Origin of the sequence: Exiguobacterium sp. BMC-KP, from assembly GCF_001275385.1 — a bacterium.
Classification (GTDB): Bacteria; Bacillota; Bacilli; order Exiguobacteriales; family Exiguobacteriaceae; genus Exiguobacterium_A.
In genome coordinates this window covers 797639-811798 of record NZ_LGIW01000015.1, presented here as the reverse complement: position 1 = coordinate 811798, position 14160 = coordinate 797639, and the positions used below count along the sequence as shown (strand labels likewise).

Sequence of the window (14160 nt, the reverse complement as noted above, 5' to 3'; positions counted from 1 at the left end):
GCCTGGGGTTTACTCTCGGCTGGTTTTTCTTTTTTATTATAATAACGGTATTTGAAATAATTTATTTTTATTTGATAAGCGGCTGCTCTCATAAAGAGAACAACCGCTTGTATCATAACTGATGGACCGATAAAATGACGAGTTCCCCGGACACGGTGACATAATATGCGTCTTCAAACCGATACCGTTCGTTGTGTTCCGAGTCGTAAACCGTGACCATCGGTTCAGCGTCGTCGCCGATTGCTTCGTGTAAATAGAAGCGCCCCCGTAAGACACGCTCGAACGGTTCTTTATCAAGGAATCGGGCACCGTTGCGTAAATTGATCACTTCATGATGATGCTCGGACCGGTCATTGACGATAAAGATTGTCGACTCGACGTCGTCATAGGTGAAGTCAAGTGGTTCATAGTCACTCCACTGAATCCTTGCGACCTCTTCGACACTCGCTTCCGTATCGATCCGGTAAAAAACTTCTTCGTTCAGCCGGTCGGTATAGGCACTGAAAATCAAGTGACCTTCCTGTTCCCCGAGATACTGAACGGTGTCCCCTTCTCCGTCTAATTTTAGTAAAGTCGCAAATGATAAGTGCTCGACGCCTTGTTCAATCTCCTCGATCAAGGTCGGGAGCGGAGCAATCAACAAGCTTTCCGAGTGGTCGATCGGATCTTCCGGTGAGATGACGCCACTTTCAAGCGCGTCATAGAACGAGAACTCATCGAGCCGGGCGTTACAGACGATGTATTCCTTATCTTCTAAAGTGACGAGGAAAAAATAGAGCTCCCGGTAGTTCTCCGTCATTCCATACAGTCGTTGATCGCGAATCGTTTGGCGAGAGTCCTCTGTAACGTCATACAGAAATGCGGACGTCGTATCCGTTGTCTGCAAAAACACAAGATAGTTTTCATTGAGTACCCAGTAAAGCGTCAAATCTCCTTCGACATAAAACGAAGCAATCTGTTCCCGTTTACCGGACATCAGATCGATGACAAGTACTTCTGTTTCGCCACCCTGCTCTTGTGTATGTTCATTCAGACAATAGACTTTCCCGTGTCGGACGAACGGACGGGTTGGTCCGTGGTCGGTTAAGGCTTCAGGCGTCAAATCGACTTGTTCCTGGTCTTCAAGATCATACCGGCTGATATGGTAACGGGCGTCATCAAGACGGCGTCGAAAATAGATTGACGACGGGGTGACATGCAAGACATCCATATGATCGGCGGGTAAAGCACGGGCATCCACTATTTCCATTTTCAATCTCCTCCCGGAAACGTACTACTTGTCTTTTTCCCACGAATCGTACTGCTTCAAACAGGGTCTTGCTGTGCGTTTAACAAAGCAGAGTGCTACAATATGGCTAGATGACTACAGGATGAGGAAGGTGCGAAACGGTGCAATCACAAGATTTAAATACGATGATGCTTGAATATGTCAACGATAAGGAAGAATATGATGCGTACGCCGACAAATTGAAGATGCTTCTGTCCGAGCTACTGGACGCAGCAGGAATCAAATACCACTCAATCGTCGCTCGGACGAAAGACTCTGAAAGTCTGTATCAAAAAGTTTTACGGCAACCGAATAAATACCGTTCACTCAAGGACGTCCATGATTTGACTGGGATTCGGATCGTCACTTATTTCCATGACGATGTCCGAGAAGCAGCACGAATCATTGAAAACGAGTTCGCGATCGACCGGGATCAATCCGTCGACAAGTCGACTTTGCTTGATACGACAGAATTCGGTTATCTCTCGGTCCACTTTGTCGCGTCACTGAGCGATCAGCGACTGGCTCTTAGCGAGTATGGTCGTTTCAAGGACTACACGGCTGAAATTCAGGTCCGCTCAATTCTTCAGCACGCATGGGCGGAGATCGAGCATGACCTTGGGTATAAAAATCCGAACAGCGTTCCGGCAGAAGTCCGGCGTAGCTTCAGCCGAGTCGCAGGACTGCTCGAGATCGCCGATCAGGAATTCGTCAACATCAAAAAACAATTGAAACAATTCGAAGACGAGACCGTTCAGCAGATCTTGTCTGATCCCCACCAAGTCCGGATCACAGCAGACAACTTGAACTACTTCATCGACCACTCCCCGGTCATTAACGAGCTCGATAAACGACTCGTCACATCGCAGATGATGCTCGATTCCGATCAACAATTGATCAATGAATTGATCCGGATGTTCCACTATGTCGATATTCGAACATACGGGGAATTGATTGAAGCCGTGACGACGCACAGCCCGCTCGCCCTGCGTTGTGCGAAGGTCATGCCGAATCCATTCCTCCCCCGTCAAGGAATTGGAATCGCTTATATCTGCATGGCATTGACGATCGCCGGGGAAGACACACACCGGATTGATTACTTCTTCCGCCGCTTTTACCCAGAGCTACGCAACGTCGAAGAGATCGTTGCCCAAGTCGCCCGTGCTGTCGAAACAGATGATTCAAGAGAAAAATATTGATTAAACTAAAATTTTTCACTATACTAAATCACGAGTGAAGAAACTACGGTATAGAAAGAGTGAAGGATACATGGCAACTACACTAGAAGTGGCACAACGCGATCAGTTGATCGTTGATACGGAAAAAGGATTACGGATGAACTACCGCGCAATCAAAAAGGACGTGCGTAGCATGTTCACGACTTATTTGACACGCAACGAATTCTTCATCTTAAAATCACTTTGTGCGAACAGTCCGCAAATCGCCTCTGCTCTCTCGCAAGAGTTTCAGTTCTCAGCGAGTATGATCACGGCACTGGCTGACGAATTGACGAAAAAAGAGTTGATCTCACGCGAGCGTAGCGAACTTGATCGTCGCGTCGTTGAACTCCGGGCAACACCGAAAGGCATCGAGTTATATGAAAAACTCGAGTCGATGAAGATGGATTACCTCGCAGACGTCTTCGAGGACTTCTCGGATCAGGAACTTGAACTGTTCCGGACGCTCTTAACAAAGCTTGAAAAAACAGTCTAAGCTGTTCGATGGAACGGATCCGGTCAAGGACGACCGGGTCCGTTTTTTAGTGGACGCAAAGAGGAGGAAACGCGATGTTTGATTTCGAATCGGTTCATCAATTACGAAAGACGGGACAGTATGAAACAGCAAAAGAAGTCGTCCGTCGGTATGTCGAAACGGCACCTGACAATCCAACTGTTCTCTATCAGATGGCGTGGTGTCACGATAGCCTTGGTGAGGAGTATGCTGCTGTCCCCTATTATGAACGGGCTCTAGCGCTCGGTCTTATCGGTGAAGACCGCTTGCAAGCCTATATCGGGCTCGGCAGTACATACCGCGTCATCGGACAGTTTCAAGAAGCGTCAGACGTTCTCCATCGTGCATTGCTTGAGTTTCCGGATGCCCACGCCTTACACGCATTTCTCGCGATGACGGAGTATAATCTCGGTCAAGCCGATCAGGCGGTCGGTCGTTTGCTCAAGACGCTTGCTACAACGTCGTCGGATACATCGATCCAGACATTTGACCGAGCACTCCGTTATTATGCCGATCATTTAGACGAGATCGTCAAAGAATGATCAGCAACAGTTGACGGTGGATTGGTCTGCACAGCATAATGTAACAGCCAAGCGAACTCGCTTTGGAAGGAAAGGATGTTAATGATGTCATCAAAAAAACTTTGGACAGTAGAAGGATATGAAGAACAAGGTCAAGAAAAACACGGGAAAGCAGACAAGTCGGAAACGTACATGAACGAAGCCGATGCTAAAAAAGCTGCTAAAAAAATGGCGGACCAAAATGATCATCTCGACGTCTACGTCGTGTATACGAATACCGTCAACGGTAAAACAGAAGAACGATTCTTTAATTCGAACGGCAAGTATAGTGAAGAAGGATTCGAATGGTAATCTCTTTTTTCATTTAAAGGTTCACTAAAAACAACGGGTTCATTTCTCTTCAACGAGAGACGAACCCGTTGTTTTTTTACGTCTCATACCAAAGCGGCATGTCGCGTCGAAACCCATCGTGATCCTGAATGATCCGCTGGACGCGTCGTTGCATCACTGGCACCTGACTTGCATCAAACCGCTTTGTCCAGACAAGTGAGGAGAAGACGACCATCGCCATGTAAAGACTGTAGACTTGCCAAAAGTTAGACGACACTTCGTTTTCAAAATATCCATTAATCATGTTACGGGCAAAGACGGGACTCATCTCGACTTGAAACAACCCGCATTTGACGAAATCATGCCACGGATCACCGTAATCATGGTTCCCGTAATCAAGGAAAGCAGATAGATGTCCGTCTTGCACGAGTAGATTATCGAGATGAACATCATCATGCTGCAGATGGTTCGGACGCGTCTCAAGTAACGCAAGTCGTTCGCCGATGAACTGATCGAGTCGCTCGATCCACTCTGATGCAAGCAAGTCCTCAACTGCTGGGCGATCACGGTCATGTTTCGCCTGACAGCGTATACTCCAAGACGTCATCTCACTTGGAGCAGGTACCTCATGGATACGTTTCAATGCTTTTCCTGTCTCCTGACCGAGTTCGGTCGCTCGTTCCGGTGTTTCCTGGAGCACGCTTCGGACGGTTTGTCCAGATAGATACGGATAAATGCCGTACGCAATCGTTGCTGTTTGTCCTGTCGCTAGTGGTAAGGCATGAGCGATGCCATGTTGTTCTGGGATCAACAAGTTCGCTTCTCGTTCATATTGACGACTGGTCGGATCCATGACAGTCTTGACGATGTAGTGCGCTGTTGCCGTCTTAACGGACCAGACGGTTTGATTCGATCGACCCGGAAGCCGCTTAACGGTTTGAATTGTCTGTAACAATGGATGATCGGGTAGCATAGACACTCCTTTCTGCAGACGAAAAGAGGACGCTCACTTGCGTCCTCTTCGTCATGCCTTTGGAATATAACCAGCGATGATCTTAAGGAGATCGGCGTACGCCGTCTCAAAATCAATGTTTTCAATCATGTAGTCATAATGATCGCGCTCTTTCCACGCTTCCTCGTAATCGACGAGTCGCGCTTCGAACTCTGGTGTATCACCACGCATCAAGAGTCGTTCCTTCATTAAGTCGGGTGGGACCGAAACGAAGATCGTAATCACTTGATCGTTAAATAAGCGCTTGAAGTTCGCCGCCCCTTTTGGGTCGATATCCTTGATGACGATCTGATCCTGTTCAAGGACATCAACGTATGCTTGACGCGGTGTGCCATACCACGCCCGGTGGACATGGGCGTATTCGATGAATCCATCGTCTTGGATCAGTTGCTGGAACGTCTTGACGTCGACGAAGCGGTAGCTTGCTCCATCGATTTCCGTCGGACGTTTCGGTCGTGTCGTCACAGACGGGATGAACCGGACATGCGTATATTCTGTCCGCAAGCGTTTGATCAGGGAAGACTTTCCGCTGCCCGATCCACCAATCAAAAGAATGATTTTACCTGACATCGTTTTCCCCCTGTTGTTGTGTCGTAAAGTAACCCGTAAAACGGAGTGCGAACTGTTCGAGTTCGCTATCGACGACCGTCCCGTATATCGGTCGGATGACGATCAGGTAGCGTTCATACGAAATGATGCGTGACGTCTCGTTACGTGTCATCTGGACCTGTGCCTCCGGATAACTTTCGACGTAGTACCAATCGACAGCGATCCGTTCGTCGGATGGTGTCTCGTAGATCCACGTCACGGTCGTTCCGTTAGCAGGAAGAGTGCTTTTTAAGGTGAAGCGTTGAATTTGCTTCAATTCACGTTTTGCTGACGTCAGTCCTGTCTTATAGTCAGCAGGGCGCATCGGTGTCGTTGCGACTTGCTTCGGTTTCGGTTCCGGCAAGCGGGCAAAACCGAGCTGGAGTCCGACGAATAACGCGACGAGCGACAAACTGATGACGAAAACGTAGTCCTTACGCATCCCTTCCTCCTCCTTATCCTTCGAGTTTGTCGCGCATTCCTTTCGGATCATTGACGATAACAGCGTCGACACCGATGGCTTGCATCTGTCGGACGTCTTCAACTGTCTTCGGTGTATAGACACGGACTGTAACGTCTTGCGCGTGAGCAAATGCGACGTCCGCTTCCGTCACCCGTCGATAATCGGGATGAACTCCAGTCGCACCAATCCGGAGGGCTTGTTCTTCCGGATGATAGATCGGATACGGATATAGAATCGCCGTCTCGACGCTTGGGTCGAGCTTACGAATCAAGGCGACCGAATAATGATTGAACGAACTGAACAACAGCCGGTCCGTCGCGATACCATGCGCCGCGCAACGCTCAAGGACATAGGCTTCAAGTCCATCATACCGGATCGTATCCGTCTTCAGCTCGATGTTGAGTCGGAGTGTCGCTGGCGCAAGGATCGTCAACACTTCGTCAAGTGTCGGAATCTTCGTTTTGATCGGATCACCTTTGAAGCGTGCTCCGGCATCGAGTGTTTGCAGTTCTGAGAACGTCATGTCGACGACGCGCCCTGTCCCGTTCGTCGTCCGGTTGACGGTCTCATCATGGATGATGACGCCGACACCGTCCTTTGAGAAATGGACATCGAATTCAACACCATCAACATCATCTTCGATTGCAGCAGCGATCGCTTCGAGCGTGTTCTCGGGAAAGCGATCACTGACACCACGGTGTGCGAACCATAACATTAGAGTGCCTCGACGACACGCGTGTATTTCTTCGTCAAATAGTTGACAAGTGGTGTGACGGAAATCGATTGTCCGGTTGCCGCTTCGATCAATTCAGCCGGTGTCTTTGATTTCCCGTGACGATGGATGTTTTCTTTCAACCAGCCTTTGATTGGCGCAAGCGTTCCGGCTGCAATCAGACCATCGACATTGTCGACGTCACGACGAAGCGCTTCATTCAGTTGTGCCGCGTAGACGAGACCAAGGGCATAACTTGGGAAGTAACCGAACGATCCACCTGACCAGTGCACGTCTTGTAAAACGCCTTTATCGTCACTCGGGACATCAACACCGAGATACTCTTTATAAAGATGATTCCATTCTTGCGGCAGATCCTTGACTTCGAGTTCGTTTGTCATGAGGCGTTTTTCAAGCTCATACCGGATGATGATATGGAGCGCATATGTCAGTTCATCGGCTTCAATCCGAATGAGTGACGGTTTGACTTCGTTGACCGCTGCATAGAAGCGTTCAAACGGGACGTCAGCAAGTGACGGAATCGCTTGTTGTAAGCCATGATAACGTGCTTCTAAGAAGCCTTGGTTACGTCCGATGAAGTTCTCAAAGAACAACGATTGTGATTCATGAATTCCCATCGAAGCACCGTCACCAAGTCCGAGTGAATCGAGCTCTGGTTCAATGCCTTGCTCATACGTTGCGTGTCCGGCTTCGTGCATCGTGCCGAAGACCGAGTTCCGGTAGTCGTTCTCATCGTATTTCGTCGTGATCCGCGCGTCCTTCCGGTTGATCGTCGTCTGGAACGGGTGAACCGTCTCATCCAAGCGACCAGACGTGAAGTCGTAACCGATATCGCGGAGCCATTCTTGGTTCAAGGCGATCTGTGTCTCGCGGTCTGCTGACCAATCGAGCGTCGGGAAGTCTTTTCCTTCGAGCTGCCCAAGTAGACCGATGATTGCTTGACGAAGTTCAGCGAACAATGGATCGAGTGTCGCGACCGTCATTCCTGGCTCGTAGTCATGCAGCAATGCGTCGTACGGATGCGCGTCATATCCCCAGTACTCAACGAATTTGCGTTCCATCGCCACGATTTTCTCGAGGTATGGTTCAAACATCGACCAATCGTTCGCATCTTTTGCCTTTTCCCAGACACTCTCGGCTTCCGAGATCAAGGTAATGAACGTTTGGTACTCGGCTTCTGGAATCTTCGAATCGCGGTCAAACGCTTCTTTTGCTTTTGCGAACGAAATTGCCTCAATCCCCGTCAATGTCTCTTGCTCCATCGCCGTGAGTAGTTGTTGGTACGTCGCACCTGTCCGGCGACGGAAGCTTTCCGTCGAGAGGAATCCGATTGAGGCTGAACGGTTCGTTGCTCCTTGTTCCGGCATGTACGTCCGCATATCCCAGTAGAGTAATGCGACGGCTTCTTCGTATGCGCGAAGACCATCAAAATGGTCGCGCCATTGTTGTGTCGTTGACATGATTAAAAACCCCCTTGAAGTATGTAACAGTGTAGCATTTTTAGCATATCACATAATGTTCAAAACTTTCACACACAAGCGATTTTTGAAACTTTTCCTGTCAGATGAGCGTATAATGGGTATAAGAAATGAAGGAGGAAAGGAAGTGACAGCATTGAAAACAGACGCTGAGCTAGCACAATCGATCCAATTGAAAGAAACGGGCATCGTGTGCACGATTGAAAGTCATCCGAGCGAACTCGAGTTGATCGGGACAGGACGAAGTGCGTTCGTTTTTCGAGTCCAAGGAACGGATCGTGTCATCAAGAAGTTTTACCCGTCGTTTCGAACGCTTGCCAACCTCGAGGGTAGCATCTACGCACAGTTGACTGATTTTCCAACGTATGCGCAAGTATATGAATATGGTACGGATTATATCGTACTTGAATACATTGAAGGTCAAACATTGTTTGAATGTCTCGTCAGTGGGACGTTCATTCCGGAATCCGTCTTGACGACGGTCGATGCGGCTTTAGCACAAGCGCGGTCCGTTGGTTTAAATCCTTCAGACATTCACTTGCGAAACATCCTCTTGACGGCGAACGGAACACGGATCATCGATGTCGCTCGGTTCCGCCAAACAGAGCCGTGTACACAATGGGATGACTTGAAGAAGGCCTACCATTATGTGTACGCGAAACCATTCTTCCCGAAAAAGTTAAGTGAGACCTTCCTCAATACGATTGCCGACGTCTATAAGGGACGGTTGTTCGAATCGATTCGAAAAACAGGTTAATTTAAAACGCGATGCGCCTCATTTTGATGGAACATCGCGTTTTTCTTATTATTGATTCTGTTTTAAGTCATACGTTTCACGAAGCAATCCATAGATCGCACAATCCTTGTATTCCCTGCGGCATTGCGGATCATCGCTCGTTCAGTCCCTTCTTGGATCATTCCGACCTTCTGCATGATCCGTCCAGAAGCTGGATTGTCGCAATTATGGGCTGCTGAGATCTTATGGATCTGCATTTCTTGAAAACCGAAGGCAAGGACTTCTGATAACGCTTCACTACCTTATCCGTTGTTCCACCAATCGTATCCGATACAATAGCCGACTTCACAGTGGTCTGTCGTTGCATCAAAAGCGAATAGATCGATGACGCCGATCAGATTCCCAGTTCGTTTCTCTTCCATCCCCCAATAACAAAAGTTTTCGTTTTCGTAAGAAAGGAGGATTTCTGTTACGCGTGCTTTCGTCTGGGTGATCGTCTCGTGTGGTCCCTTGATCAAATGGCGCATGACACGGACGTCCGATAACCAGTTCTGAAATATGGCTTCCGTGTCAGACACTCGGATTTTCCGTAATCGGAGTCGTTCGGTATGTAACTCTGGAATTCTTTGAAATCGTATCATTATTATGTCTTTTCAAATAAGGTATTTGAAATAAAATTACTTCGAATAGACCAGTCGAAAGACGATCATGCTTGCGACGGCTAATAGTCGTTCATTCGTGTCACAATCAAAGACGAGTTGTGCCCCATGTCGTGATCCCGTCGCGATGCAGTTTCCATCTTGATAGACGCCGACCTTTCGCGTGACCGTCGAGGACCGAATCTGGTACTCCTGACCGGCATACGAGACAAGTAAGACTTCTTGTAGCCGTAATTGCTGACGAACTGCCGCGTCAGTACGGATCGTTCCGACATCGCGTCCGTCTTGCCGAATCACGAAATGTGTCGTATTGCGTAACCACTCCGTCCTTGTCTCTTTGATTTGTAATCGTTCCCCATCCCCTTCAAACTTCACGTCGAGGAAAAACGATTCGAACTTCTCAAAGCGCGCAAGGATCGCCTGCCACCACGTGGCATACTGACGTGAGAACGTCAGCCACCGTTCATGCGCTAAATAGACCGTATTCGTCTTTCGGCTTGCCCGGTCCGCGAAGCGAACGGACATCCCCTCTTCTAGTCCTCGATAACGCAAATCTCGCCGAATTTGCCACCATTCAATCCCACCGATCAAGAAAGCAACACCCAATAGTCCGAGTAATCCGTACAACTCACGTGGGGCAAGTTCTCCTGTCATCACGTAATGTCCCATTAAAGCGACAAAGCATAAGACAATCAATATTAGACTCTGAACCATGAATCACCAACACCTCCCTTTTCATTTTTCCATAAACCGACAAAAAAATCCTCCTTTCTTAGAGAAAGGAGAACCAAATCACAGCGTTGCAGCAACTTCCTGTAAATCATCTGCCGTCTCAGCAATCGCTTCTGCGATCTTCCGCATACCTTCAATCGTTCCAGCGACATCCTTTGTATCCGTCGATAGTTCGTGAATTTGACGCGATACAGCATCCGTCTGTTCAGAAATCCGTGAAAAGGCACGAACGACTTGTTGCATCTCGGACGTCGTCCTGACAACTGCTGTCTCAGTCGTTCCCATCCGTTCCGAGACGACGAGCATCTTTTGCGTGATTTCTTGCGCAATCCGCGATGTCTCAGCTGCCGATTGTTTACTCTCTTCAGCCAGTTTACGAATCTCTTGCGCGACAACCGTGAAGCCGCGACCCATCTCACCAGCACGCGCTGCTTCGATCGAAGCGTTCAGACTGAGCAAGTTCGTCTGATCAGAAATCGTCGTCACCATTCCGGCAATCCGCTCGATTTCTTGCGACAAGCTTGACAGTTCAGCGACTTGTTCGGTCGTTCGTGATAAATCTGCAACGACATCCTGAAAGCGTCGTGTCTCCTCTTCGACTAGAACAACACCTGCTTCTGCTTCGCCAACGGCTTCCGTCAATTGAACCGAGATTGCATCCGTCGTCGTCGAGACATGTTTTGCGTGACGCTCGATTTCTTGGAAATTCGCGGATGATTCTTCACTCATGGCAGCAAGTTCTTCCGTCGACTTTTGCACGCCATCTCCGACATGACGTTTCGCTGTTGCGATCGCTTGTCGTTCCTCATCAATTTGATCTTCATACATCGTCATGACGATCTGTTGTTCCAAGTTGAACAATTTCCCTGCCGAGCGCATGATCCGGACACGTTCCACTTCCGGCCAATCACTGCCATCAATCTTCTCACTAAGAACGTTCCAGACTTTTTGGAATGCAGCAATGTACCACTTATTATGCAATCCGATTTGAACATGGCGTTCGGCAATTCGACGTCGCGCTTCGATGTACTCCATCGTGACATGACCATCGAACATTTGTAGAATATGTCGGGCGAGCGTACCTTTTAATCGTTCGAGTGTCGAATGATGTTCGATTAACTGACGAAGGGATGGAACACGGACCAGCTCCTCGTAGAACGCGTCGACCATACTCGGCATCCAACGGGATACATCTTCGCGGATGACCCGTACAATTTGTAAATCGACAGCTTGTAAATCGATTAAACGCAATTGTTCATGTAAGGATGACGGAACATTCAACACGACATGGGGACGTTCGACTTCGATGAGCCCATCAAAGGACGGTGATGCTGATTTCGTGAACCACTTCATATGCTTCTCTCCTTCATTCAAAGGTGGACTTCACTTTCTATATCGTCGCCTGTATATGACATTTGAATGGATAATTTAAGAAAACCAAAATTTTTCATATTACATTGGCATGCATGTTTCGCGTTGACTCTTAAGACACGGATGTCTTTTACGAAGAATGGTTATTTTTTCTTTAAAAATGGAAAAATTGACCGATATCTATATAATGCTCTTTACTTCTCAAATAAGGAGGTCCGTTCGACTCATGTGGCGTTACGTATCTTTCATCGTCTTACCTGTGTTCCTTATATTCTATAGCTGGATTCGTTTTGGTCCGACTGAAGAATGGGCACACCTTATCGGAATTAACGCCTTGCATATGATCGCGGGTCTCATTGCCGTCTACTGGATGGCTCGGGCACGCATCGAACGCCGCAATCCGCACCTCCGTTTTTTAAGTTTCTTGTGCACGGGCCTTCTTTTGCATGTTCTCGGTAATGGCGTGTGGCTAATCGGTCAAGTAAAAGACGGTCGAATCGATGAACCGATTGCTTCGACTATTCTTTGGTGTTTGGCTTACTTCAGCTATGTCTTAGCCTTAATCACAAAGATGCGGAGCATCGGATTGAATTTCACAAATAAAAATTATATCTTCAATTTAGTTGTCTTCATGACGACAGCTTTCGTCATGAGTGAGTATTATTTGTTACAACCGTACTTTGAGATCTTGAACCCGACACTTGAACGAACGATTTCGACATTCGGATTTCTGATCGCTGATTTATTGCTACTCTTTTTCAGTGCGATCCTTTATTATCACGTTCGTTATAATCACGGAAAACCGCATCATCGTTTTCTCGTCCTTGGTTTTTTGATTCAAGTGTCTGGTGATGTCATGTTCACCGTCCTCACGTTTAGTAGTAGCCCATTTCTCGAACATCTCGTCGATATATTCTGGGTCATCGCGCTGCTGTCGATTGGATGGAGTGGACATTTAGAGGGCCGACACAATCCACGACAAGAACGACTTTTCCGCTCCCATCGCACCGTAACGGAACGCGATTTCATCTTGCCTTATATCAGTATCGGTCTACTGACAGGATTCGTTTTATCTACCTACGGCTGGTACCTCAATATTCTATCAATTGGCTGGTTGTTGCTGTTCTTTCTCGTTCTCGGTCGGCAAATCTTTACGTTGCGTAGTAACAACCGGCTACTTGAAGAAGTCACGTTCATCGCTTATCATGATCAACTGACACAACTCGCGAATCGTCACCAATTCATGGAACGGCTCTCGTCCGATTTACCTCGTTCTTATGCCGTCATTTCACTTGACTTACATCGTTTAACCATCGTCAATGACACGATGGGGCATGCGATAGGTGACCGCGTTTTGATCGAGACCGCTAATCGGCTACGCCTGTTACGTCACGATGAGTTAGAGATTTACCGCATTGGTGGCGATGAGTTTGCACTTGTCCTACCGTATGCAACAGATGAATCGTTGACCGCACTCGAAGACGCCTTAATACACCAATTCGTGCGCCCGTTCCGACTTCGTGGCTACTCGATCCAAGTCACTATCCATGCCGGTAGTTGTCTTGTCGAAGACGCGGCTTTACATCAAGACATTCTACCCTGTCTCGATACAGCACTGCTTCAGGCAAAAAAACAGGGACCAATGCACTGTATCCGGTACGATGAACAACTCCATCAATGGTTCAGTCGTAAGATCCAACTCGAAGCTGATTTAGTAGCGGCAATCGAAAAAGAAGAATTCGAACTGGTCTATCAGCCAAAAGTCGACCTTTTGACGAAACGACCAATCGGCATGGAAGTACTCATTCGCTGGAATCACCCCGTTTTCGGTCGGATTTCTCCCGTCGAGTTCATTTCGATCGCAGAAGAGAGTGGTCACATCATCGCACTCGGACGCTGGATTTTAAAGACGGCATGTCGCACGACACGCAGCTGGCATGAGCAAGGCTATCCACTTGTCGTTGCCGTCAATATCTCCGTTCCACAGTTCAAGGATCAACATTTCATGAGTATGATCCAAGAAACTTTAAGCGAGACGCAGTTGTCCCCGGAACATCTTGAGCTCGAGATCACAGAGAGCGTTTTACAAGACGTCACCGACAGTCGAAAGATGTTGCAGATGCTCCGCAATCAGGGAATCCACTGTGCTATCGATGACTTCGGAACCGGTTTCTCGTCTCTCTCTGTTCTGCATCAACTACCCGTTCATGCCTTAAAGATCGATAAATCGTTTGTCGACGGTTGCCCAGAAACATCGAGTGGTGCTGCCTTACTACCACATATCATCGCAATGGGACAGACGCTTAATTTGACGATGATTGCGGAAGGTGTCGAAACAGAAGCACAACATCTGTATTTGAAGTCAATTGGTTGTCATATCGGTCAAGGCTATCATTATGCTCGTCCCTTGTCGGTGGAAGCTTTTTCTCTATATTTGAAAGAACAGTTACCATCGGACGAGACTCCTCTCTCTTCCGCGCAATAAACAAGACCCGTTTTGCTTAGTAGATTGAACTACTAGACAAAACGGGTCTTTCTA

General features: G+C 47.9%; 14 protein-coding genes and 1 pseudogene. 6 read left to right on the top strand and 9 right to left on the bottom strand.

Going from position 1 to position 14160, the window contains the following annotated elements:
* Positions 1 to 112: 112 nt before the first annotated feature.
* A complete protein-coding gene (locus tag ADM98_RS09880; protein ID WP_053453346.1) occupies positions 113 to 1249 on the bottom strand; it encodes a hypothetical protein in 1137 nt (378 codons plus the stop codon).
* A gap of 140 nt (positions 1250 to 1389) precedes the next feature.
* Here ADM98_RS09880 and ADM98_RS09875 point away from each other — a divergent pair, with 140 nt between their 5' ends.
* The 4 genes from ADM98_RS09875 (at position 1390) to ADM98_RS09860 (ending at position 3870) form a co-directional block, all read left to right on the top strand.
* The gene (locus ADM98_RS09875; protein WP_235504873.1) at positions 1390 to 2466 is read left to right on the top strand and encodes a GTP pyrophosphokinase; all 1077 of its coding nucleotides are present in this window, start codon (positions 1390 to 1392) and stop codon (positions 2464 to 2466) included.
* A gap of 70 nt (positions 2467 to 2536) precedes the next feature.
* Positions 2537 to 2980 (top strand): MarR family winged helix-turn-helix transcriptional regulator, encoded by a 444-nt coding sequence (locus tag ADM98_RS09870; protein WP_053453345.1) that lies wholly within the window; start codon positions 2537 to 2539, stop codon positions 2978 to 2980.
* 74 nt (positions 2981 to 3054) lie between these two features.
* Entirely contained in the window at positions 3055 to 3540 is a 486-nt protein-coding gene (locus ADM98_RS09865; RefSeq protein ID WP_082318535.1) for a tetratricopeptide repeat protein, read from the top strand.
* Positions 3541 to 3624: 84 nt separating this feature from the next.
* Positions 3625 to 3870: a hypothetical protein gene (locus tag ADM98_RS09860; protein ID WP_053454528.1), complete on the top strand. Its 246-nt coding sequence runs from the start codon at positions 3625 to 3627 to the stop codon at positions 3868 to 3870.
* A gap of 76 nt (positions 3871 to 3946) precedes the next feature.
* On the opposite strand, the gene ADM98_RS09855 is transcribed toward ADM98_RS09860, so the two are convergent.
* The 5 genes from ADM98_RS09855 to ADM98_RS09835 form a co-directional block, all read right to left on the bottom strand.
* The gene (locus ADM98_RS09855; RefSeq protein ID WP_160315934.1) at positions 3947 to 4804 is read right to left on the bottom strand and encodes an aminoglycoside phosphotransferase family protein; all 858 of its coding nucleotides are present in this window, start codon (positions 4802 to 4804) and stop codon (positions 3947 to 3949) included.
* 69 nt (positions 4805 to 4873) lie between these two features.
* Positions 4874 to 5431: a guanylate kinase gene (locus ADM98_RS09850; protein ID WP_053453343.1), complete on the bottom strand. Its 558-nt coding sequence runs from the start codon at positions 5429 to 5431 to the stop codon at positions 4874 to 4876.
* A complete protein-coding gene (locus ADM98_RS09845) occupies positions 5421 to 5891 on the bottom strand; it encodes a hypothetical protein (RefSeq protein WP_053453342.1) in 471 nt (156 codons plus the stop codon). The genes ADM98_RS09850 and ADM98_RS09845 overlap by 11 nt, the downstream gene beginning before the upstream one ends.
* Positions 5892 to 5904: 13 nt before the next feature.
* Positions 5905 to 6627: a glycerophosphodiester phosphodiesterase gene (locus ADM98_RS09840; RefSeq protein ID WP_053453341.1), complete on the bottom strand. Its 723-nt coding sequence runs from the start codon at positions 6625 to 6627 to the stop codon at positions 5905 to 5907.
* A complete protein-coding gene (locus ADM98_RS09835; RefSeq protein ID WP_053453340.1) occupies positions 6627 to 8105 on the bottom strand; it encodes a carboxypeptidase M32 in 1479 nt (492 codons plus the stop codon). Before ADM98_RS09835 ends, ADM98_RS09840 begins: the two co-directional genes overlap by 1 nt.
* 145 nt (positions 8106 to 8250) lie before the next feature.
* Here ADM98_RS09835 and ADM98_RS09830 point away from each other — a divergent pair, with 145 nt between their 5' ends.
* Entirely contained in the window at positions 8251 to 8880 is a 630-nt protein-coding gene (locus ADM98_RS09830; protein WP_235504872.1) for a lipopolysaccharide core heptose(II) kinase RfaY, read from the top strand.
* Between the two features lie 62 nt (positions 8881 to 8942).
* Here the strand turns inward: ADM98_RS09830 and ADM98_RS09825 are convergent.
* The 3 genes and pseudogenes from ADM98_RS09825 to ADM98_RS09815 all read right to left on the bottom strand — a co-directional run bounded on the left by ADM98_RS09825 (position 8943) and on the right by ADM98_RS09815 (position 11603).
* Positions 8943 to 9500: pseudogene (locus ADM98_RS09825) on the bottom strand (GNAT family N-acetyltransferase).
* Between the two features lie 36 nt (positions 9501 to 9536).
* On the bottom strand, positions 9537 to 10232 hold the full coding sequence (locus ADM98_RS09820; RefSeq protein ID WP_053453339.1) for a hypothetical protein: 696 nt from the start codon (positions 10230 to 10232) through the stop codon (positions 9537 to 9539).
* A gap of 78 nt (positions 10233 to 10310) precedes the next feature.
* Positions 10311 to 11603, bottom strand: a complete 1293-nt coding sequence (locus ADM98_RS09815) for a globin-coupled sensor protein (RefSeq protein WP_053453338.1) — start codon at positions 11601 to 11603, stop codon at positions 10311 to 10313.
* 244 nt (positions 11604 to 11847) lie between these two features.
* Here ADM98_RS09815 and ADM98_RS09810 point away from each other — a divergent pair, with 244 nt between their 5' ends.
* Entirely contained in the window at positions 11848 to 14106 is a 2259-nt protein-coding gene (locus ADM98_RS09810; RefSeq protein WP_053453337.1) for a putative bifunctional diguanylate cyclase/phosphodiesterase, read from the top strand.
* The last annotated feature ends 54 nt before the right edge of the window (positions 14107 to 14160 follow it).

Bases quoted from the DNA above. Each gene is read 5' to 3' on its own strand.
- ADM98_RS09880 (WP_053453346.1), bottom strand. From the start codon at position 1,249: ATGGAAATAGTGGATGCCCGTGCTTTACCCGCCGATCATATGGATGTC.
- ADM98_RS09870 (WP_053453345.1), top strand. From the start codon at position 2,537: ATGGCAACTACACTAGAAGTGGCACAACGCGATCAGTTGATCGTTGAT.
- ADM98_RS09865 (WP_082318535.1), top strand. From the start codon at position 3,055: ATGTTTGATTTCGAATCGGTTCATCAATTACGAAAGACGGGACAGTAT.
- ADM98_RS09860 (WP_053454528.1), top strand. From the start codon at position 3,625: ATGTCATCAAAAAAACTTTGGACAGTAGAAGGATATGAAGAACAAGGT.
- ADM98_RS09850 (WP_053453343.1), bottom strand. From the start codon at position 5,431: ATGTCAGGTAAAATCATTCTTTTGATTGGTGGATCGGGCAGCGGAAAG.
- ADM98_RS09845 (WP_053453342.1), bottom strand. From the start codon at position 5,891: ATGCGTAAGGACTACGTTTTCGTCATCAGTTTGTCGCTCGTCGCGTTA.
- ADM98_RS09840 (WP_053453341.1), bottom strand. From the start codon at position 6,627: ATGTTATGGTTCGCACACCGTGGTGTCAGTGATCGCTTTCCCGAGAAC.
- ADM98_RS09835 (WP_053453340.1), bottom strand. From the start codon at position 8,105: ATGTCAACGACACAACAATGGCGCGACCATTTTGATGGTCTTCGCGCA.
- ADM98_RS09820 (WP_053453339.1), bottom strand. From the start codon at position 10,232: ATGGTTCAGAGTCTAATATTGATTGTCTTATGCTTTGTCGCTTTAATG.
- ADM98_RS09815 (WP_053453338.1), bottom strand. From the start codon at position 11,603: ATGAAGTGGTTCACGAAATCAGCATCACCGTCCTTTGATGGGCTCATC.
- ADM98_RS09810 (WP_053453337.1), top strand. From the start codon at position 11,848: ATGTGGCGTTACGTATCTTTCATCGTCTTACCTGTGTTCCTTATATTC.